Below are 19,217 nucleotides of genomic sequence, written 5' to 3'. Positions count from 1 at the left end.
GCGGACACTCACCCGTATGCGGCAGGGGCTCGTGCACGACGTCCGGTTCGGGGCCGTACGGCAGCCGTGACGCTCGGGGCCCTACGGCAACCGGCGCGGTGACCCGTGCGACGTACGGCACCGGGACAGTGACCAGCGCGACCTACGGCAGCAGCCCCGCCCCCCCGCGCCGTCACCACCGCCTCCAAGCGGTATGGGCGCCGAGCTTCCGCATCGCCGAGCGCAGACAGCCCTTCACCGTCTCCGGCCGCAGGCCCATCCGCTCCGCCGTTGCCGCGTTCGTCGCGCCCGGCGCCATGCAGCGCAGCACGTCAACCTCCCTGGGCGCGAGCGACACCTGCCCGCCGTCCTCGGAGCCGGCGGGCAGCGAGGCTGAGGCCAAGCGGCCGCACACCGCCGGCAGTTCCTCCCGCAGGGCCGGGTCCTCGATCCTCGGCGACCTCCCTCCGATGCCGCCCCGGGGGGGCGGGGACGTCACCCCCGAACGGGGGTAGTGAGATATACGTCGCCGATTACACGATGGGTACGGCCGGTCCCGCAACGAGGAGGACACATGACGTCTGGCAGCGCGACGGAGAGGTTCCGGGCCGCCCGGGACTTCCTGCTGCAGCACCGGGAGGACTACGCGACCGCGTACGAGGGCTTCGTCTGGCCCCGCCTCGAGCACTTCAACTGGGCGCTCGACTGGTTCGACGTCATTGCCGCGGGCAACGACAACACCGCGCTGCAGATCGTCGAGGAGGACGGACGCAACACCCGGTTCTCGTTCGCGGACATGTCCGCCCGGTCCGGACAGGCCGCGAACTGGCTCCGCTCCCAGGGCGTGCGGCCCGGCGACCGCATCCTCGTCATGCTCGGCAACCAGGTCGAACTGTGGGAGACCGCGCTCGCCGCGATGAAGCTGCGTGCGGTGATGATCCCGGCGACGCCGCTGCTGGGCCCGGCCGACCTGCGCGACCGGATCGAGCGGGGCCGGGTGCGGCATGTGGTGGTGCGCCCGGAGGACACGGACAAGTTCGACGAGGTCCCCGGCGACTACACACGGATCGTCGTCGGCGGCGAGAGCGGCGGCTGGTTGTCGTACGACGGCGTGTACGCGAGCGAGGGCAGCTTCGAGCCCGACGGCCCCACCGGCGCCGACGAGACGCTGATGCTCTACTTCACCTCCGGCACGACCGCGCGGCCCAAGCTTGTCGAGCACACCCATGTGTCGTATCCGGTCGGCCATCTGGCGACCATGTACTGGATCGGTCTCAAGCCGGGTGACGTGCATCTGAACATCTCCTCGCCCGGCTGGGCCAAGCACGCCTGGTCCAATCTCTTCGCGCCGTGGAACGCGGAGGCGACGGTCTTCATCCACAACTACACCCGTTTCGACGCGGGCCGGCTGATGGCCGAGATGGACCGAGAGAAGATCACCAGCTTCTGTGCGCCGCCGACGGTCTGGCGGATGCTGATCCAGGCCGACCTGAGCCGGCTGCAGCAGCCCCCGCGGGAGGTCGTCGCCGCAGGTGAACCACTCAACCCGGAGGTCATCGAGACCGTTCGCCGCGAGTGGGGCGTCACCATCCGTGACGGGTTCGGCCAGACGGAGACCGCCGTGCAGGTCTCCAACAGCCCCGGTCAGCAGCTCAAGCCGGGCTCCATGGGCCGCCCGAGCCCCGGCTACAAGGTCGAACTCCTCGACCCGGCCACGGGCCGGCCGGGTTCCCTCGAGGGCGAGATCGCCATCGACCTGTCCACACAGCCGGTCGGCCTGATGACCGGCTACCACGGAGACGAGGAGCGCACCGCGGAGGCGATGGCGGGCGGTTTCTACCGCACCGGGGACATCGGCGCGCGCGACGACGACGGGTACGTCACGTACGTGGGCAGGAGCGACGACGTCTTCAAGGCCAGCGACTACAAGATCAGTCCATTCGAGCTGGAAAGCGCCCTGCTGGAGCACGAGGCGGTCGCAGAGGCCGCCGTCGTACCGGCGCCGGACCCGCTGAGGCTGGCCGTGCCCAAGGCGTATGTGGTGCTCGCCGAGGGCTGGGAGCCGGGGCCGGACACGGCGAAGCTGCTGTTCGAGCACTCGCGTGCGGTCCTCGCTCCGTACAAGCGCATCCGTCGGCTGGAGTTCGCCGAGCTGCCGAAGACGGTGTCCGGGAAGATCCGGCGCATCGAGCTGCGCGAGCGCACGGCGGAGGGCTCCGCCGCCGAGTACATGGAAGGTGACCTGCGATGACTCTCTCGTACACGCACGGCGTGGGCGGACCCCCACTGCTGGGCGACACGATCGGCGCGAACCTGGCGCGCACGGCCGCCGCCCACCCCGAGCGGGAGGCGCTGGTCGATGTGGCGGCGGGCACCCGCTGGACGTACGCCGAGTGCGACGCGGCCGTGGACCAGCCGACGCGCGGACTCCTCGGCTCGGGGGTCGCGAAAGGCTGCGCAGGCCGCCGATCCGAAAGGCCGTGAGGATCCGCTCGTCGAGGCACATCAGGCGCGGCGATCGGACAGCGAGACCGTCAGCAGCGTCCATCCAGTCGTGGAACAGGTCGTCGACGCCGGGCATCGGCAGGTCCTGGTCTTGTCGCTGTCCGGTCGGTTCCGCGTTGCCCGAAGGCGAGTACTCGTCTCAGGCAGCCGGTTCGGAGGCCAGGCGCGCGTCCAGCCAGTCGAATACGCGCTGTTCGAACAGCGCGCGGCCCATGGGCTCGCAGTGCAGATGCGCCCCTTCGGCCTCCGAGAAGCGGACCAGTTCCTTGGGGCCCGACAGGGCGTCATACAGGCGCTGCGACTGGGCGGGCCAGAACTGCTCCCCCTCAGGATCCGTGATCAGCAGCGGGGTGGTGATCTGACGCACCACGGGCATCACGTTGTACTCGGCGACCTCGGTGAGCAAGTCGAATGGGGAGTCGATGCCGTACGGCTTGGCCCGCCACCGCCAGTGGGCGGCCAGGGCAGGGTCCGGGTCCAGGGCCTGGTGCACGATGCGGTCGAAGGCCTCCCGGTCGCCGGAGTCCCACAGTTCGCGCAGTTCGGGGCCAAAGTGTTGCCACCAGCTGGCCCCGACGTCGGTCACGCCCGGATCGGCCACGGCGGCGGCGATCCGGTGCTCGAACGCGAGCGCGCGCGGGACCCAGTAGCCGGCCTGGCTTATTCCGGCCAGCACGATGCGCCGGGCGTCGACGTCCGGGCGTGCAAGCAGGAAGTCCACGACCGGCGTGATGACCTTCTCCCAGTCGGGACGGAAGGGTACCCCGTGCTCGAACAGCATGGACTGCTGGCCCGGGCCGTCGAACAGCAGCGCACGGTATCCACGCGCCACCGCCGGCGCGCCGAGCAGTGTCCACGCCGCGCTGACCGGTCCGTCACTGCCGTTGTTGACGATCATTGTCGGCAGGGCCCCGGAACGCCCCGACGGGCTGACAAGGTACCCGGGGAGCGAAACGTTCTCGTACGGGATCGCGACCCTCTCGGCAGGCGGATCCCACGCCGTCGCGAAGAGGTCGAAGCAGTCGCGGTGCTCGGCGAAGGCCTCGCGCAGCCGCGCCTCAGGGTTGGCGCACGCGTCGACAGCCACCAACGCCGTACCGAAGTACCCGGCCGCCCGCAGGAACGCATCCCGCGCGCTCACGGCACGCCCTTGGGCGGCGCACTTCTCGCCCTGCTCGCGGACCGTGCGCGCGAGTGCGGCCCAGGTCGAGAACCAGGTCTCCGCATCGCCGTCCGCCGTGGCGGACGCGGCGGACAGCACCTCGCCCACGTCAGCGCCCTGCCGCCAGGCGGAGCCCAGAGCGAGCTGGATCTCGTAGTTGAACTGGTCGTTCGTGCTGAACCGGTACGTCATGGCGACTCCAGGCGCGCTGTGCGAACCACCCCCTGACCCGGCCCGGGGGACAGGCCTCCTTGTTTCAGCCTATGAGCGCCCACCGCGACTGCGCATGCCGGAGCGCTGTTCGGAGACTTTGACGCCGCGGGCGGCGAGGGAGTCCCGATGTCGCGGCTGTCGGGCACGGAGCGGGCGAGGCGGTCGAGCCCGGGCGCCACGAGGGTGTCGCCGGCCCGCACGGCGGCGAGCGCCTGATCCAGGCCCAGCCGGTTGCGGTGGGTGCCGGGCAGCGTGGGTGACGACTGAAGTCCGCGACTACTGCATGCAGCAGGGCATCACCAACGGGACATCCCTGACCGACTCCGATCTGAAGACCGTGTGGGCCAACCAACCTCAACGACGATGAGACCGGCGACATCCGCCCGGTCGCCCACCTGACCATCTACCACGCCCACCAACTGGGTCAGCCTCGCCCGAGCCTGACGGCGGACCTGTCCGACACTCAGCGTCTGCCGGCCTCGGTGAAACCGGCCATCTCATCGAACTTGTCGTCATCTGTCGAACCGGCCGGACGGCTCGCCCGCCCCGAGCGCCGGTCCGGCGATCCGTGCCACAGCGCCCTGACAGGTCGGGGGCGGTTCTCCGTCCTGGCCCATGGGGACAGAAGGAGGACACGTTCGCGGCCCCTCAGTCGAGACAGAACTCGTTGCCCTCGATGTCCTGCATCGGGATGCACGACTCGTTGTCGTCATCGGCAAGCAGCGTTTGCACGTGTACCGCGCCGAGGGGGACCAGTCGTGCGCATTCGGCCTCAAGTGCGGCGAGGCGCTCTTCACCCACGAGCCCGGTGCCGACCCGCACGTCAAGATGCAGCCGGTTCTTGGCTGCCTTCCCTTCGGGGACGCGCTGGAAATACAGTCGCGGGCCCGCGCCTGAGGGATCTATGCAGGCGAACCATGAATCCCGCTGCTCAGGTGGCTGCGAGCGCTTGAAATCGTCCCAGGTGGCAAACCCCTCCGGTGGCGGCGGTACGACGTATCCCAACACCTCGCACCAGAAACGAGCGAGGCGCTCAGGTTCTGCGCAGTCGAAGGTGACTTGGAACTGCTTGATCGATGCCATCGGTCCACCGTAGTGGCGCGTGCTGTTCACCGGGACCCCGGATGTCACCGCCGCACGGGTCGAAGTCTCGCGTGACATGAGTTGGCGACGCGCCGAGCCGGGTCGCATCCGGTCGTTGCCTCCCCCTCCACTCTCAAACGACGCACGATCGCGGCCAGTTGACAGGTTGCGCGGGGAAGGGCCGAAGGGGGCGATCAGTCGTTCATCACACGGTGAGGGTAAATTCCACTCTCGTTCACTTATGCCGTGCCTGATCGTTTCTGCGTGGAATCTACTCACCGGTTGGGCGGGAACAGTTCGCTTTGGGGAGCCTTATCGGCCAGCTGCAGCGGTCCTATTGTCTTTTCCCGGTGACCAGTTGGTGACACGTAGCACGGATCGCTCGCTCGCCCTTCCTTGAATGAAGGAGTAGATGTGGATCGTCGTACTCTTCTTCGTGCCGCCGCCGTCGGCGCCGGCGCGGCGGCCTTCTCCGGTTCGCTGTGGCGGCAGGCCGCCGCCTATCCCGCTCTGCCCGGCACCAGCCCGTACGGATCCCTGCAGTCGGCCGATGCCAACGGCATCAGGCTGCCGGCAGGCTTCACCAGCCGGGTGATCGCCCGCTCGACTCAGAAGGTGGCCGGCACCAACCACACCTGGCACAAGGCTCCGGACGGCGGCGAATGCTTCGCCGACGGGTCGGGCTGGATCTACGTCTCCAACGCCGAGGTCGGCAGCGGTGGTGGCGGGGTCAGCGCGGTGAAGTTCAACAGCAGCGCCGCCATCACCGGGGCGTACACCATCCTGTCCGGCACCAACCGCAACTGCGCCGGCGGGTCCACCCCGTGGAACACCTGGCTGTCCTGCGAGGAGGTCGACACCGGCTACGTCTACGAGACCGACCCGTGGGGTGTGAACTCCGCGGTGCGCAGGGACGCGATGGGCCGGTTCAACCACGAGGCCGCCGCCGCCGACCCGGTCCGCGAGGTCATCTATCTGACCGAGGACAAGTCGGACGGCTGCTTCTACCGGTTCGTCCCCACCACCTGGGGCGACCTCTCCTCGGGCACCCTGCAGGTGCTCAAGGAGGTCTCCGGCGTACTGTCCTGGGCGAACGTGCCCGACCCGGACGGCAGCCCCACCCCCACCCGCGACCAGGTCTCGGGAGCCAAGCTCTTCAACGGCGGGGAGGGCTGCTACTACCGGTCCGACATCTGCTACTTCACCACCAAGGGCGACAACCGCGTCTGGGCGTACAACGCGGCCAACAACACCCTGGCCGTGGTGTACGACGACAACGTCTCCGGCGCCCCGCTCAAGGGCGTGGACAACGTCACCGCCGCCGCTGTCGGCGACCTGTACGTGGCCGAGGACGGCGGCAACATGGAGATCTGCATCATCACCCCCGACGACATCGTCGCCCCGTTCCTGCGCGTGACCGGCCAGTCCTCCTCCGAGATCTGCGGACCGGCGTTCAACCCCGCAGGAAACCGGCTGTACTTCTCCTCCCAGAAGGGCACCTCCGGCTCCATCAGCGGCGGCATCACCTACGAAATCACCGGCCCCTTCCGCACATCCCTGTGACCAGCACCGTCCGCATCGATCAGTGACCGGGGCGGCGCGAGCCATGTGTCACTCCGCATGGCCCGCGCCCCCCGGCTCTGCCGAGGGTGCGTGTCCTCCCTGGCGGTCCGCTTCGCCGCCCCACCCGCGCGGCCCCGGCCCGCAACCGGCGGACCACGGCATCGCTTCGGAACGGCACGTGCCGACACGGCGGCCTGCACCGGCGTTGGCGCCGGCCCCCTGGCTCCGACCGCCACACCTGCATCGACGACGGAGCGAGTTCACCACTCCCGGCGATCTTCGCCAGCGCCCAGCGCGGGCAGCAGTACCATCTGACGCGTGCCAACGGAGCAGGAGCTACGTCACGCGATCACAGTGGTCAGGCTTGAGGCTCCTGCGGTTTGACCTCGACCTCGCGCAGGCTCTGGTCTTTGAGCTCGGTGCGTGCCTCGGTGCGGTGTCCCCGGGCGATGTAGTCACGCACGACCGCTTCGACGGCGTCCTGGGGCGAGCCGACCCCGGCCAGGACCATCACTTCCACCACCAGTTCGGCATCGAGACTGATGTTGACCTTGGCCATGAGCGGCCCCCCCCTTCATCAGTCCGGGACTCTAACAGCCGCACAGCAGCGACTTGTTCCCGCTGCGGTTCAATGGCACGGGACAACAACAGGGCGAACGTTGCCTGATACGGCACCAGGGCCTGTCCGACGGAGCATGCGAGGGCGGGTTGTTGGGGTCAGGGTGGTGAAGGTTCGGGTGCGGTAGGTCGCGGTTGCGGATGCCGTGATCCGCGGTACAGGTCATTCCGCGTCCGTTGCGGCAGATTCAGCCTCCGGTAGCGCCGGATAGTCGGTCGGGTAGAGCCCGGCCGCGAAGCCGTACACCACATCGCCTCCGCGCGGCAGTTGCGCGTAGTCGTTGGCGAGTTCCAGGACCCGCGCCCAGAACCCGCGTGCCTGCTCCCGGGGGATCCGCACATGCCGCACGATCGAGGAGAGTTGATCTGCCTGGTGTGCGGGGGCCGACTCGGCGGCGGCCGTGGCGAGATCGTTGTTGCAGTAGGGCGCCGCTGCCCCGTCGGTCGGGCTGACCGTGCCGACGCGGAAGATGCGCGCGGTGCGGCCGTAGTAGCGCTCGTCGATGGCCCGCACCCGGCGGGTCCGCACGACCCTCAGCAGCTGGGCATCCACCAGGACGCTCACGTGGTGCGCGACCGTGCTCCTGGGGCGGCCGAGTGCGGAGGCCAGTTCGCTCACCGTCGCGGCGCGTTCGAGGAGCAGCTCGAGGATGGCGTCGCGCAGCGGGCTGGCCAGCGCGCGGAGCTGGGCCGGGGCTGTCACATCCGTGACGTCGGCGAGGTTGTAGTCGGGGAGACGGGTATTGTTCGGCACTCTTCGATTGTTCTAAAGTTATGGATCATTCGCTACCTGCACGCAAGGGGTTCGGGCATGACAGAGGTCGTACTGTTCCATCACGTGCAGGGGCTGACCCCCGGAGTCGCCGCTTTCGCCGGCGAACTCCGCGCGGCCGGCCACACCGTCCACACGCCTGACCTGTTCGACGGGCGTACCTTCGGCTCCCTTGAGGAGGGTCAGGGTTACGTGGAGCAGGTCGGGTTCGGCGAGATCACCGAGCGCGGTGTCCGCGCGGCCGAACTGCTGCCGCGGGATACCGTTTACGTTGGCTTCTCGCTCGGTGTGCTGCCCGCCCAGAAGCTGGCGCAGACTCGGGCGGGCGCGCGGGGCGCGCTCCTGTTCCACGCCTGCGTCCCCGTGTCGGAGTTCGGTGCGGCATGGCCTGACGGTGTGCCGGTGCAGGTGCATGCGAAGGAAACCGATCCGTTCTTCGCCGAGGACATCGACGCTGCCCGCGCCCTCGTCTCCGACTGCGCTGATGCGGAGATGTTCCTGTATCCCGGAGACCAGCACCTGTTCGCGGACAATTCGCTGCCGTCCCACGACCCGGATGCTGCCAAGCTCCTGACCCAGCGGGCGATCGAGTTCCTCGGCTCGCGGTAGGTGTCTGGCGGATCATGCGCAAAGCCAGAGGCGAAGGGCTGCGACGGTCACGGTGCCGTAAAAGACGCACGCCCTCTTGTCGAAGCGCATGGCCACTGCCCGGTTGACCTCAATCGGTTGATCAGCCGCTCGACTTCGTTCCTGCGGACATGGCGTGCCGTATCGAAGCCGGTGGGCTTGCCGCCGTTACTCCCACGGCGTAGGCGGTGGGCCCGCTGATCACGGCGTTCGGGGATGGTGTGCTTGATCGGCCGACGCCGCAGGTATCGGCGGTTGCGGCGTGATGAGTACGCTTCGTCGCCGCTGAGATGGTCCGGCCGGGTGCGGGGACGGCCGCCGACCGGCCGGGGCACGCGAATGCGGCCCTGGACAGGGAGCACCCGTGGTCCGCGCCGGGGCGCGCGGCGGGGCACCCACCCCCGCCACCCGAGCCGCGCTGACCGGCGGGCCGTCCCTCAGAGCCCGCACGCCGCCCCCGCGTTGCCTGACGACGCCGTGTTCTCGGTGTAGCCCGCGGCATGGCCGCCGCCGGCGAGGAGGCCGCCGTCGCGGGCGAAGTGGGGGAGGTGGAGCAGCAGCGCCGCGTCGCCGTGGAGTGCCACCGACAGCAGGACGGGCGGGCCGGCGGTGCGGCGTGCCTCGAGCGGGTGGGCGTCGCGGAGGGACACGAGGAGCCGCCGTCCCGCGGGAGTCTGCCGCGGGACGAACCACAGCGCCGCCGCCGCGGCGACCGGGACCGCGGACACGGCCGGCTGGGCGGGCGTGTCCGGCGCGGCCATCGGTGTGACCAGCAGCCCTGCCGCGATCGTGACGGGGACGGCGCACAGCAGGGCGCGCGCGGCTCGCCACCTGGTGCCGGACCGCAGCAGCCCCGCCTCGGCGGACCGGTCGCGCAGGGCGTCGAGGGCTCGGCGTACCCGGGGCACGGCGACCAGGGGCCGCAGGCCGAGGGGGCGGCGGAGCGAGACGTGGACGGCGAGCTGCAGCGGGTCGCGTATCGCGGTGGCCCAGCCGTCGGCCCGTACGGTGCCCTTGCGGCCGTTGGTGACCACGCCGCGCTGCTGCAGAGCGACGAGGGCCACCGTCACCGCGGCGCGGCGTCCGCCGCGCAGGAGGGCCACGATCTGCGGATCGGGGGTGTCGTGGGGCGCGGGCACGCCGGGCCGCAGGAGCAGGGCCGCGGCGGTGAGCAGTGCCCCCGCGGTGCCGATGAACCACCACATCTCGACGGGCATCGCGCCCACCTCCCCCGAGGCCGTGTCTGAGGCCGTGCGGGGAATATGCCCGTCCCGGAGGTATGCCGAAGCATGACAGAGGAGGATTCAGAGCTCTATTTGAGCTTCAGTCGGATTCGCGGTGTTACGCGCCTGTGGAAATCAGCTCGTCCGCCGGGGCGTTGACCGGTTGGGGGCAGCCGGTGAGGTCCATGACGAAGAGCGGGATGCCGAGTTGGTCCGCTCGGGCCCTGGCATCGTCCGCGTAGCCGGCGAGGGAGAAGAGGACGCTCGTCGACGAGGAGCTCAGCCCGTTCAGCCACAGGCATTCGACGGCGCGCAGCCCGGTGGGCCTGGTGGTGGGGTCGACCTGGGCGACCACGTCGGGGCCTTTGAGGTCTATGCCGGAAACGGGCCTGACCTCCGGCTGGATCACGTCGCGGAAGCCGAGCCACTTCAGATAGAGGGCGGCTGCGGTGACGGCGTCGCGTGCGGTGCGGATCGTGACGGGCCGGAACGACGGACGGGAGGCGACGGCCGTGCGCGGCAGCGGTAGGTGCGAGGAGCGCCGGGAGGGGCGCGGTCGCTCCGCCGGGCCGGGCGGAGCCGGTGTGCTGACCGGCCGGACCGGGATGCGCAGCACCGTGCCGCAGGGGCAGCCGAGCTCGGGCTGCGGCCACTGGGCCTTGCGCTCGCACTCGGCGCAGCGGACGGTGACCCAGTCGTCGCTCCAGGTGCGGTGCGTGATCGGCTCGGGGCGGGCGGCCCGCAGTAGCGGTGGCGCGACCGGGGCGCCGCAGGCGCACGGGTACACGGGCGCCGCGTACAGATGGTCGCGGCGGCAGACCGGGCAGCGCACCGGCATGCTCTCGCTCATCGCGGCCCCACTTTCCTTCCCGCGGTCCTGGCTGCGGTCCATCGTCGCTCAATGGCGGGGACTTGGCGAGGCACTTCGCGTACTCCGCCGCTCTGCAGCCCCGGTGTCCCGCTGCGGCCGTCCCTTGACGTCACCCGGGCCGCGTCCTACATTGCTTCCGTATAGTAAAACTTAACTTCCGCGATACGGAATAGATGCTCTCAGGTGGCGCGACAGAGCCCGTTCCGACCGTTCCGACCAGATCCGACAGGCCGAAGCAGGAGCACCCCATGCCTCGAATGACCGCCGCCCGTGCGGCAGTTGAGATCCTCAAGCGTGAAGGCGTCACCCACGCGTTCGGTGTGCCGGGCGCAGCGATCAACCCGTTCTACAAAGCCCTCCAAGCCGGTGGCGGGATCGACCACACCCTCGCTCGCCATGTCGAGGGTGCGTCCCACATGGCCGAGGGCTACACCCGGACCAACCCGGGCAACATCGGCGTCTGCATCGGCACCTCCGGCCCCGCCGGCACGGACATGATCACCGGCCTGTACTCGGCGATCGGCGACTCGATCCCGATCCTGTGCATCACCGGCCAGGCCCCCACCTCCGTGATCCACAAGGAGGACTTCCAGGCCGTCGACATCGCGTCGATCGCCAAGCCGGTCACCAAGGCCGCCACGACGGTCCTCGAGGCCGCCCAGGTCCCCGGTGTGTTCCAGCAGGCCTTCCACCTGATGCGCTCCGGCCGTCCCGGACCGGTCCTCATCGACCTGCCGATCGACGTCCAGCTCACCGAGATCGACTTCGACCCCGAGACCTACGAGCCGCTGCCGGTCTACAAGCCGTCCGCGACCCGCGCCCAGATCGAGAAGGCGATCACCTTCCTCCTGGAGTCCGAGCGCCCGCTGATCGTCGCCGGCGGCGGCATCATCAACGCCGACGCCTCCGACCTGCTCGTCGAGTTCGCCGAGATCACCGGCACCCCCGTGATCCCGACCCTGATGGGCTGGGGGACCATCCCGGACGACCACGAGCTCAACGCGGGCATGGTCGGCCTCCAGACCTCGCACCGCTACGGCAACGCGAACTTCCTCGAGTCCGACTTCGTCCTCGGCATCGGCAACCGCTGGGCCAACCGCCACACCGGCTACAAGCTGGACGTCTACACCAAGGGCCGCAAGTTCGTCCACGTCGACGTCGAGCCCACCCAGATCGGCAAGATCTTCGCCCCCGACTACGGCATCGCCTCCGACGCCAAGGCCGCGCTCGAGCTCTTCGTCGAGGTCGCCAAGGAGCTCAAGGCCGCGGGCAGGCTGCCCGACCGCGGCGCGTGGGTCGCCGCCACGCAGGACCGCAAGGCGACACTCCAGCGCCGTACGCACTTCGACAACGTGCCGCTCAAGCCACAGCGTGTGTACGAGGAGATGAACCGCGCCTTCGGCCCGGAGACCCGCTACGTCACCACGATCGGTCTCTCCCAGATCGCCGGCGCGCAGATGCTGCACGTCTACAAGCCGCGCCACTGGATCAACTGCGGTCAGGCCGGCCCCCTCGGCTGGACCATCCCGGCCGCGCTGGGTGTCGCCACCGCCGACCCCGAGGCGCAGGTCGTCGCCCTGTCCGGCGACTACGACTTCCAGTTCATGCTGGAGGAGCTGGCGGTCGGCGCGCAGCACCGCATCCCGTACGTCCACGTCCTCGTGAACAACTCCTACCTGGGCCTGATCCGCCAGGCGCAGCTCGGCCTGGACATCAACTTCCAGGTCAACCTGGAGTTCGAGAACCTCAACTCGCCGGAGCTGGGCGTCTACGGCGTCGACCACGTCAAGGTCGTCGAGGGCCTCGGCTGCAAGGCGATCCGGGTCACGGAGCCCGACCAGCTGCTGCCGGCCTTCGAGGAGGCGAAGAAGCTCGCCGCCGAGTACCGGGTGCCGGTCGTCGTCGAGGCGATCCTGGAGCGCGTCACGAACATCGCGATGAGCAAGACGGCGGACATCAGTGACGTGACCGAGTTCGAAGAGCTCGCCACGGAGCCGGGGCACGCCCCGACGGCGATCAAGCCGCTGAAGGTCTGACCTCCGCCGAACCATCCGGCGAAAGCCCGGTCCGCCTCGGGGCCGGGCTTTCGTCACTGCTGCGGGACACGTCCGACCGCTCAGCCGGCCGGTGCCGTCAGTTCCACCTCGAGCACCTGGTCGGAGCCGTCGGGCCGGCCGCCGTTGCGGTCGGTGTTCGTCGTGGACACCCACAGAGCGTTCTTGCCAGGAACCTTCTCGACGGTGCGCAGCCGTCCGTACGTGCCCTTGAAGTACGCCACCGGGGTGCCCGCCGCCGTGCCGTCGACGGGGATGTGCCACAGCCGCTTGCCGCGCATCGCGGCCATGTAGAGAGCGCCGTCGGCGTAGGCGAGGCCGCTCGGCGACGCTTCCGCGACCGCCCAGTGCGCCTTGGGGTCGGTCATCCCCTCGGTTTCGCAGGGCCCTTCGCACGTGGGCCAGCCGTAGTTCTTGCCGGGTTCGATGAGATTCAGCTCGTCGCTGGTGTCCGAGCCGATCTCGGCCACCCACAGGCGGCCCTGCGCGTCCCAGGCCAGGCCCTGGGGGTTGCGGTGGCCGTAGGAGTGGACATGGGTGCCGAAGGGGTTGCCGGGCGCGGGCTCGCCCTCCGTGGTCATCCGCAGGATCTTCCCGTTGAGGGATTTCCTGTCCTGCGCGAGGGCGCGCCGGTTGCCGTCGCCCGTCGCGGCGTACAGATAGCCGTCGGGGCCGAACTTCAGACGTCCGCCGTTGTGGATCCGGTCCTTCTTGATCCCGGTGAGCAGCGTTGTGTACCCGTCCAGCGTGGAACCGTCGTACGTCATCCGCGCGACCCGGTTGTCCGCCGAGGTCGTGTGCAGGATGTAGACGTAGTGGTCCTCCTCCCAGGTGGGCGACACAGCGATGCCCAGGACACCGTCCTCGGCCCCGGTGGTCACCGAGTCGGGGACGCTGCCCACGACTGTCTTCGTCCCGTCCTGGGCGAGCTTGAAGATCTTGAACGTCTCGCGCTCGCTGATCAGCGCGGAGCCGTCCGGCAGCCAGCTCAGCCCCCACGGGGTGGTCCACTCGGTCGAGACGGTACGCACCTCGCCCGGTTCCGTTTGCCCATGGCTGCCGGCCGGCATTCCCCCGGGCGGTGCGGCCGCGCCGGCACCTGGGCCGGCGAAGCCCACCAGCAGGCCGGCGACCATGACCCCCACGGTGCTCACAGAGCGGAGCGACGGTCTTCTCGCAGGCTTGCGGCGAGTCGTAGGAGTGGACACGGGCATCCTCCAGGAAGGCTCGGCAATGATCACCGGGAGCGTAGGCACGCGTCGTGTGACGACACGTCAGACGGCTCCGGCGGGTCACACGGTCGGCCCGCCCCCGGTTGCCCCGTCCCAGATGCCTGCCGATGCTGCGGTGGGGGACGCCACCGTCATCCGAAGGGCAGGACAACCATGACGGCCACACCCGAGGAAACGACCACCGGCCCCGATCGGGCAACGCGCGGCGAAGCGACCACGTACATCGAGGAATCGGCCTGGCGCCGGCCCGAGTACGCGGTCGTGGAGACCGCGCTCGAGGTCACTGCCTACTCCCTGGCCACCCGCTAGCGACGCCACGGACATGCTGCTCAAGGTGCTGGGCACCGCAGCAGGCGGCGGCGTACCGCAGTGGAACTGCGCCTGCCGCGAATGCGCCGGCGCACGGACACACCCCCGGCGACGCCGCCGCCACGCCGCACTCGCCGTGCAGGCCGACGAGGGCCACTGGTATCTCGTCAACGCGACCCCGGACATCGGCGAACAGATCGAAGGCTGTCCCGAACTGCATCCGGGCCCCGGGCAGCGCCGCACACCGGTGGCGGGAGTCGTGCTGACCGACGCCGAACTCGACCACACACTCGGCATCGCCCGGCTGCGGGAAGCCGAACGACTGGAAGTGATCGCGACCGCCGCCGTACGCGAAGCGCTACGGGACCATCGGCAACTGGACTCCCTCCTCACCCCGTACACCGAACTGACCTGGCGTGACCTCCCGGCAAAGGGCAGGGCCCAGCCACTCGCCCCGGGCTCCGCGATTCACATCAGCGCCGTCCCGGTCTCCGCCAAACGGCCCCGCTACGCCGCGGCGGACCCGACTGCGGCGGACGACTGCGGCGACTGGGTGACGGCCCTGCGGCTCACCGACCGCGCCACCGGCCGCACCGCTGTCTACGCACCCGCGCTCGGCACATGGCCGCAGGCGCTGGAGGAGGCCGTGGCGGAAGCGGACTGCGTCATCCTCGACGGCACCTTCTGGGACGACGACGAGCCCCGGCGCGCGAACTTCTCGACCCGCGGCGCCACCGCCATGGGCCATCTGCCGATCGACGGGCCGAACGGCACGGCACGGCGCCTCGCCCCCCTGCCCGGCAGGCGTCTGTACACACACCTCAACAACACGAACCCGCTGATCGACCCCGCCGCGCCACAGCACAAGGCGCTGGCCCGGCTGGGAATCGAAGTGGCCGCCGACGGAATGGAGATCGTGCTGTGAGCGTCGTGGCAGTGGAAACAGAACGGCCCTGGAGCCGTTCGGAGTTCGAGGAGCAGCTGCGCGCGGTGGCCGAGCAGCGCTACCACGACCGCCACCCCTTCAACGTGCGCATGCACGAGGGGACACTGAGCCCCTCCGACGTGCGCCGGTGGATCACCAACCGCTTCCACTACCAGCAGCACATCCCGGTCAAGGACGCACTGATCACCGCGAAGCTCGGGACGCCGGAACTCCGGCGCATGTGGATCCGCCGCATCGAGGACCACGACGGGCGCGAGGACGACGAAGGCGGCATCGAGCGGTGGCTGCGGCTGGGCGAGGCGGCCGGCCTGGACCGGACGGGCCTGCTGTCCGGCAGCGGCGTGCTGCCAGGTGTCCGGCTCGCGGTCGAGGGATACGTCAACTTCTGCCGGCTGCGGCCGGCGCTGGAAGCCGTCGCCGCCTCGCTCACCGAACTGTCCGCCCCGGATCTCATGCGGCGGCGCATCGACGCCTTCGAACGGCACTATCCGTGGATCGACGCCGAGGGCCTGGTCTACTTCCGGGCACGCGTCAGCCAGGGCCGGCGGGACAGCGGCCAGGCGATGAACCTGGTGCTGCGCTGGGCGCGTGACCGGGCCGCACAGGAACAGGCGGTCGCGGCACTCGCCTTCAAGTGCGACGTGCTCTGGGCGCTGCTGGACGCCGTGGACCACGCGGGGCCGGAGGGTCCGCGATGACCACGGTCCCCGCACAGGTGGAGCCGCGATGGTGCCCGGTGCTCGCCCCCGCCGTCGTGCTGCGACACGACCGGGTTCGCCGCACCGACCTGCTGGTGATGCCCGAGCGTGTCGTCGTGCTGCAGGGCCACGCCGGCGACATCCTGCGGCTGTGCGACGGGCGCGAGGTCAGCGGCATCGTCGACGCACTGCAAACCCGCTTCCCCGGCGCGCCGGTGGCCACCGACGTTCCCGTGTTCCTGCGGCGGCTGCGCGACGAGGGCTGGCTGCGATGACCGGCGTGCCGCCCCCCTGGGCGCTGCTCGCCGAGCTGACCCACGCCTGCCCGCTGCGCTGCCCGTACTGCTCCAATCCGCTGGAGCTGACCCGGCGATCCCGTGAACTGTCGACGGTTCAGTGGCGGGACGTCATGCGGCAGGCCGGGGAACTCGGAGTGGTGCAGACGCATCTGTCCGGCGGGGAACCGCTGTTGCGTCCCGATCTGGAGGCGATTGTCCGCGCCGCGGAGGCGGCCGGCGTGCACACCCAGCTGGTCACCAGCGGGCTGGGCCTCGACGAGGCACGGTTGGCGGCACTCGTGGAGGCGGGGCTGCGCAGTGTCCAGCTGTCGGTCCAGCACGCCGACCCGTCGGCCTCCGAACGGATCGCAGGGCGCCGCTCGTTCGAGGCGAAGGAACGAGCCGCAGAGCGGGTGCGGGCGGCAGGACTGCCTCTCGGCGTCAACGTCGTGCTGCACCGCGACAACCTCGACGCCCTCGACGACGTCGTGGAACTGGCGCTGTCCTGGGGCGCGGACCGTATCGAACTGGCCAACACGCAGTTCTACGGCTGGGCGCTGCTCAACCGCGCGGCGCTCATGCCCAGTCGCGCCCAGCTGTCCCACGCCTCGGAGGCTGTTCAGCGGTGGCGTGAGCGACTGTCCGGGCGCACGGAGCTGGTGTGGGTCGTTCCCGACCACGTCGAGGGTGTCGCGAAGCCGTGCATGGGGGGCTGGGGCGCCGTATCGCTCACCGTCACGCCCGACGGAACCGTGCTGCCCTGCCCGGCGGCGGCGACGCTGCCGGGTCTGGACCCTCCGCATGTCGGCGACCGGACACTCGCCTGGATCTGGGAACACTCCGCCGCCTTCAGCCGGTACCGGGGCACCGACTGGATGAGCGAACCGTGCCGTACCTGTCCGCGGCGCGACGAGGACTTCGGCGGCTGCCGCTGCCAGGCGTACGCGATCACCGGCGACGCCGCCCGTACCGACCCCGCGTGCCGGCTGTCACCCGACCACGGCCTCATCCGGGCCGCCGCCCCTGCCGACGGGGAAGCCACCGGCCTCGTGTACCGGGGGCCGGGGGCGCCGCGCGGATGGTCTGAGGCGGGGAAAAGGATCAGGGCCTGACCTCTGTGCGAAGGCCAGGCCCTGATCGTCGAACGCGGAGTGCGGGACCGTACCGACTCCGCGCCCGGGCTGTGCAGTTGATACCGCCCGACGGTGCGAGGCTGGCGCGACAGGACGTTCGCGCCGCCGGGCGGGGCTTTGGTGGGGCCGTCGGACGGAGTCCGGCGACAGGAAGGGGACCGCGGCGGGACGATTGGCTGTTCCGGTTCCGTCCTTCAGGTCAGAACGGAACCGGAACGCCTTCACCACCGCACTGGCATCGCACGACCGCCGCGGTCCTCACTTCCGCCCGCTGGAGGACCACCCCTCATCCGGGTCCGCCGAGCGGGCGCACGCCCCGGGGCCGACTGTCCGTCAGCCCCTGGGCGCAGCCTTGTGGTCAGTCCTCGCGCAGGGCGCGGACCGCCTCCTCCACGCGCTTGCCGTACTCGGGGTCGGCGGCGTGGAAGTGGGCCAGGTTCTTCTCGATCACGTCGTCGCGCGTGACCTGGGACAGGCCGCCCGCGATGTTCGCGATCAGACGGCCCTTCTCGTCCTTTGACATCAGGCGGTACAGCTCACCGGCCTGGAAGAAGTCGTCGTCCTTGACGTGGGCGGGCGCGGCGTGGGTGCCGACCCAGCCGGTGACGGCGAGCGGCGCGGAGAGCGCGGCGTCGGTCTGGGCGGGACCCGAGTAGGAGTTGGGCTCGTAGTTCTTGTCGTGGCGCGAGCCGTTGCGGGTGGCCATCAGGCCGTCCCGGCCGTAGTTGTCGGCAGACCCCCCAAGAACGGCCTTCGGCGCGTTCACCGGCAGCTGGGTGTGGTTGACACCGAGGCGGTAGCGGTGGGCGTCGGCGTAGGCGAACAGCCGGCCCTGGAGCATCTTGTCCGGCGAAGGGCCGATGCCGGGAACGAAGTTGTTCGGGGAGAACGCGGCCTGCTCGACCTCCGCGAACACGTTGTCCGGGTTGCGGTCGAGGACCAGGCGGCCCACCCGCTGCAGCGGGTAGTCGGCGTGCGGCCACACCTTGGTCAGGTCGAACGGGTTGAAGCGGTAGTCGGCCGCCTCGGCCGCCGGCATGATCTGCACGTACAGGGTCCAGGACGGGTTCACGCCGCGCTCGATGGCCTGCAGCAGGTCCGTCTGGTGCGAGTTGGCGTCCTTGCCGACCAGTTCCGCGGCCTGCTCGGACGACAGGGAGCGCACACCCTGGTTCGTCTTGAAGTGGTACTTCACGAAGAAGGCCTCGCCCGCCTCGTTGGTCCACTGGTAGGTGTGGGAACCGTAGCCGTTCATGTGACGGTACGAGGCGGGGATGCCGCGGTCGCCCATCAGCCAGGTCACCTGGTGCGTCGCCTCGGGGGCGTGCGCCCAGAAGTCCCAGACGTTGTCCGGCTCCTGCTTGCCGGTGAACGGGTCACGCTTCTGGGAGTGGATGAAGTCGGGGAACTTGATGGGGTCCTTGATGAAGAACACCGGGGTGTTGTTGCCGACGAGGTCGTAATTGCCCTCTTCGGTGTAGAACTTCACCGCGAAGCCGCGGGGGTCGCGGACCGCGTCCGCACCGCCGAGGGAGTCGGCGACGGTGGAGAAGCGCAGGAACGTCTCGGTCCGCCTGCCGACCTCGGAGAGGAAGTCCGCCTTGGTGTACCCGGTGACGTCGTCGGTCACCTCGAAGTACCCGTACGCGCCGGAGCCGCGGGCGTGCACCACACGCTCCGGGATGCGCTCACGGTTGAAGCGCGCGAGCTTCTCCAGCAGGTGCTGGTCCTGCAGGAGGATGGGGCCACCGACGCCGGCGGTGGCGGAGTTCTGATTGTCGGCGACGGGGGCGCCGGACTCGGTCGTAAGCACGCGCTTCGACATCGTGACCTTCCGTACGGGAGCTGCACTGGGTGACGGTTCGAGGAGCGTAGATACGCTCCGAACGAAACGTCAACAGTTTGTTGAAATCGAGAGATGGTGTTCCGGTCGGTGTCGGCGCCTGGGCGC

18 protein-coding genes and 3 pseudogenes are annotated in these 19,217 nt (G+C 69.9%); 10 read left to right on the top strand and 11 right to left on the bottom strand.

Features of this window, described 5'->3' with window-relative positions; translation table 11 throughout:
• Window positions 1-155: 155 nt before the first annotated feature.
• A pseudogene (locus ACZ4SA_RS06595) lies at window positions 156-436 on the bottom strand (helix-turn-helix domain-containing protein); the annotation flags it as partial.
• 117 nt (window positions 437-553) lie between these two features.
• Here ACZ4SA_RS06595 and ACZ4SA_RS06590 point away from each other — a divergent pair.
• Together ACZ4SA_RS06590 and ACZ4SA_RS06585 are read left to right on the top strand one after the other, a co-directional pair.
• Window positions 554-2,230 carry an AMP-binding protein gene (locus tag ACZ4SA_RS06590; protein WP_468270506.1) on the top strand — a complete coding sequence of 559 codons (1,677 nt, stop codon included), beginning with the start codon at window positions 554-556 and terminating at the stop codon, window positions 2,228-2,230.
• Window positions 2,227-2,433: pseudogene (locus ACZ4SA_RS06585) on the top strand (AMP-binding protein); the annotation flags it as partial. The gene ACZ4SA_RS06590 and the pseudogene ACZ4SA_RS06585, both read left to right, overlap by 4 nt.
• A 190-nt stretch (window positions 2,434-2,623) precedes the next feature.
• Here the strand turns inward: ACZ4SA_RS06585 and ACZ4SA_RS06580 are convergent.
• The 3 genes from ACZ4SA_RS06580 to ACZ4SA_RS06570 all read right to left on the bottom strand — a co-directional run bounded on the left by ACZ4SA_RS06580 (window position 2,624) and on the right by ACZ4SA_RS06570 (window position 4,942).
• Window positions 2,624-3,838, bottom strand: a complete 1,215-nt coding sequence (locus tag ACZ4SA_RS06580; protein WP_468270504.1) for an alpha/beta hydrolase family protein — start codon at window positions 3,836-3,838, stop codon at window positions 2,624-2,626.
• A complete protein-coding gene (locus ACZ4SA_RS06575) occupies window positions 3,835-4,110 on the bottom strand; it encodes a recombinase family protein (protein ID WP_468270809.1) in 276 nt (91 codons plus the stop codon). Before ACZ4SA_RS06575 ends, ACZ4SA_RS06580 begins: the two co-directional genes overlap by 4 nt.
• A gap of 397 nt (window positions 4,111-4,507) precedes the next feature.
• Entirely contained in the window at window positions 4,508-4,942 is a 435-nt protein-coding gene (locus tag ACZ4SA_RS06570) for a VOC family protein (protein WP_468270502.1), read from the bottom strand.
• Between the two features lie 414 nt (window positions 4,943-5,356).
• Between ACZ4SA_RS06570 and ACZ4SA_RS06565 the strand changes: the two genes are divergently transcribed.
• On the top strand, window positions 5,357-6,505 hold the full coding sequence (locus tag ACZ4SA_RS06565; protein WP_468270500.1) for an alkaline phosphatase PhoX: 1,149 nt from the start codon (window positions 5,357-5,359) through the stop codon (window positions 6,503-6,505).
• Window positions 6,506-6,863: 358 nt separating this feature from the next.
• Here the strand turns inward: ACZ4SA_RS06565 and ACZ4SA_RS06560 are convergent, their stop codons facing one another.
• Window positions 6,864-7,064, bottom strand: coding sequence for a type II toxin-antitoxin system VapB family antitoxin (locus ACZ4SA_RS06560; protein WP_468270498.1), 201 nt, complete (start codon window positions 7,062-7,064; stop codon window positions 6,864-6,866).
• 222 nt (window positions 7,065-7,286) lie between these two features.
• Window positions 7,287-7,877 carry an ArsR/SmtB family transcription factor gene (locus ACZ4SA_RS06555; protein ID WP_468270496.1) on the bottom strand — a complete coding sequence of 197 codons (591 nt, stop codon included), beginning with the start codon at window positions 7,875-7,877 and terminating at the stop codon, window positions 7,287-7,289.
• A 57-nt stretch (window positions 7,878-7,934) separates the two neighbouring features.
• Between ACZ4SA_RS06555 and ACZ4SA_RS06550 the strand changes: the two genes are divergently transcribed.
• Window positions 7,935-8,504, top strand: coding sequence for a dienelactone hydrolase family protein (locus tag ACZ4SA_RS06550; protein ID WP_468270494.1), 570 nt, complete (start codon window positions 7,935-7,937; stop codon window positions 8,502-8,504).
• A 12-nt stretch (window positions 8,505-8,516) separates the two neighbouring features.
• Here ACZ4SA_RS06550 and ACZ4SA_RS06545 read toward each other — a convergent pair.
• The 3 genes and pseudogenes from ACZ4SA_RS06545 to ACZ4SA_RS06535 all read right to left on the bottom strand — a co-directional run.
• Window positions 8,517-8,875, bottom strand: a pseudogene (locus ACZ4SA_RS06545) (transposase family protein); the annotation flags it as partial.
• Window positions 8,876-8,959: 84 nt separating this feature from the next.
• Window positions 8,960-9,739, bottom strand: coding sequence for a TIGR04222 domain-containing membrane protein (locus tag ACZ4SA_RS06540; protein WP_468270492.1), 780 nt, complete (start codon window positions 9,737-9,739; stop codon window positions 8,960-8,962).
• Between the two features lie 124 nt (window positions 9,740-9,863).
• Entirely contained in the window at window positions 9,864-10,595 is a 732-nt protein-coding gene (locus tag ACZ4SA_RS06535) for a hypothetical protein (RefSeq protein WP_468270490.1), read from the bottom strand.
• Between the two features lie 269 nt (window positions 10,596-10,864).
• On the opposite strand from ACZ4SA_RS06535, the gene gcl reads away from it, so the two are divergent.
• Window positions 10,865-12,652, top strand: a complete 1,788-nt coding sequence (gene gcl, locus ACZ4SA_RS06530) for a glyoxylate carboligase (protein ID WP_468270488.1) — start codon at window positions 10,865-10,867, stop codon at window positions 12,650-12,652.
• A gap of 80 nt (window positions 12,653-12,732) precedes the next feature.
• Here the strand turns inward: gcl and ACZ4SA_RS06525 are convergent, their stop codons facing one another.
• Window positions 12,733-13,806, bottom strand: coding sequence for a PQQ-dependent sugar dehydrogenase (locus ACZ4SA_RS06525; RefSeq protein ID WP_468270807.1), 1,074 nt, complete (start codon window positions 13,804-13,806; stop codon window positions 12,733-12,735).
• A gap of 249 nt (window positions 13,807-14,055) precedes the next feature.
• Between ACZ4SA_RS06525 and pqqA the strand changes: the two genes are divergently transcribed.
• The 5 genes from pqqA to pqqE are packed head-to-tail and all read left to right on the top strand — an operon-like array spanning window position 14,056 to window position 17,245.
• Complete coding sequence (gene pqqA, locus ACZ4SA_RS06520) at window positions 14,056-14,211, top strand: pyrroloquinoline quinone precursor peptide PqqA (RefSeq protein WP_468270486.1); 156 nt, start codon at window positions 14,056-14,058, stop codon at window positions 14,209-14,211.
• Window positions 14,212-14,224: 13 nt separating this feature from the next.
• Complete coding sequence (gene pqqB / locus ACZ4SA_RS06515) at window positions 14,225-15,136, top strand: pyrroloquinoline quinone biosynthesis protein PqqB (protein WP_468270484.1); 912 nt, start codon at window positions 14,225-14,227, stop codon at window positions 15,134-15,136.
• The gene (gene pqqC, locus ACZ4SA_RS06510; protein WP_468270483.1) at window positions 15,133-15,855 is read left to right on the top strand and encodes a pyrroloquinoline-quinone synthase PqqC; all 723 of its coding nucleotides are present in this window, start codon (window positions 15,133-15,135) and stop codon (window positions 15,853-15,855) included. Before pqqB ends, pqqC begins: the two co-directional genes overlap by 4 nt.
• Window positions 15,852-16,130 (top strand): pyrroloquinoline quinone biosynthesis peptide chaperone PqqD, encoded by a 279-nt coding sequence (gene pqqD, locus ACZ4SA_RS06505; protein ID WP_468270481.1) that lies wholly within the window; start codon window positions 15,852-15,854, stop codon window positions 16,128-16,130. The genes pqqC and pqqD overlap by 4 nt, the downstream gene beginning before the upstream one ends.
• Complete coding sequence (gene pqqE, locus ACZ4SA_RS06500; protein ID WP_468270479.1) at window positions 16,127-17,245, top strand: pyrroloquinoline quinone biosynthesis protein PqqE; 1,119 nt, start codon at window positions 16,127-16,129, stop codon at window positions 17,243-17,245. Before pqqD ends, pqqE begins: the two co-directional genes overlap by 4 nt.
• A 379-nt stretch (window positions 17,246-17,624) precedes the next feature.
• Here pqqE and ACZ4SA_RS06495 read toward each other — a convergent pair whose 3' ends face one another.
• Window positions 17,625-19,091: a catalase gene (locus ACZ4SA_RS06495; RefSeq protein WP_468270477.1), complete on the bottom strand. Its 1,467-nt coding sequence runs from the start codon at window positions 19,089-19,091 to the stop codon at window positions 17,625-17,627.
• Window positions 19,092-19,217 lie beyond the last annotated feature (126 nt).

Source organism: Streptomyces sp. NPDC027962 (genome assembly GCF_055566095.1).
The sequence above is the reverse complement of the archived record's forward strand: the minus strand, read 5'-3'. Positions and strand labels throughout refer to the sequence as shown.

Bases quoted from the DNA above. Each gene is read 5' to 3' on its own strand.
- ACZ4SA_RS06590 (WP_468270506.1), top strand. From the start codon at position 554: ATGACGTCTGGCAGCGCGACGGAGAGGTTCCGGGCCGCCCGGGACTTC.
- ACZ4SA_RS06580 (WP_468270504.1), bottom strand. From the start codon at position 3,838: ATGACGTACCGGTTCAGCACGAACGACCAGTTCAACTACGAGATCCAG.
- ACZ4SA_RS06570 (WP_468270502.1), bottom strand. From the start codon at position 4,942: ATGGCATCGATCAAGCAGTTCCAAGTCACCTTCGACTGCGCAGAACCT.
- ACZ4SA_RS06560 (WP_468270498.1), bottom strand. From the start codon at position 7,064: ATGGCCAAGGTCAACATCAGTCTCGATGCCGAACTGGTGGTGGAAGTG.
- ACZ4SA_RS06550 (WP_468270494.1), top strand. From the start codon at position 7,935: ATGACAGAGGTCGTACTGTTCCATCACGTGCAGGGGCTGACCCCCGGA.
- ACZ4SA_RS06540 (WP_468270492.1), bottom strand. From the start codon at position 9,739: ATGCCCGTCGAGATGTGGTGGTTCATCGGCACCGCGGGGGCACTGCTC.
- ACZ4SA_RS06535 (WP_468270490.1), bottom strand. From the start codon at position 10,595: ATGAGCGAGAGCATGCCGGTGCGCTGCCCGGTCTGCCGCCGCGACCAT.
- gcl (WP_468270488.1), top strand. From the start codon at position 10,865: ATGCCTCGAATGACCGCCGCCCGTGCGGCAGTTGAGATCCTCAAGCGT.
- ACZ4SA_RS06525 (WP_468270807.1), bottom strand. From the start codon at position 13,806: ATGGTCGCCGGCCTGCTGGTGGGCTTCGCCGGCCCAGGTGCCGGCGCG.
- pqqA (WP_468270486.1), top strand. From the start codon at position 14,056: ATGACGGCCACACCCGAGGAAACGACCACCGGCCCCGATCGGGCAACG.
- pqqB (WP_468270484.1), top strand. From the start codon at position 14,225: ATGCTGCTCAAGGTGCTGGGCACCGCAGCAGGCGGCGGCGTACCGCAG.
- pqqD (WP_468270481.1), top strand. From the start codon at position 15,852: ATGACCACGGTCCCCGCACAGGTGGAGCCGCGATGGTGCCCGGTGCTC.
- pqqE (WP_468270479.1), top strand. From the start codon at position 16,127: ATGACCGGCGTGCCGCCCCCCTGGGCGCTGCTCGCCGAGCTGACCCAC.
- ACZ4SA_RS06495 (WP_468270477.1), bottom strand. From the start codon at position 19,091: ATGTCGAAGCGCGTGCTTACGACCGAGTCCGGCGCCCCCGTCGCCGAC.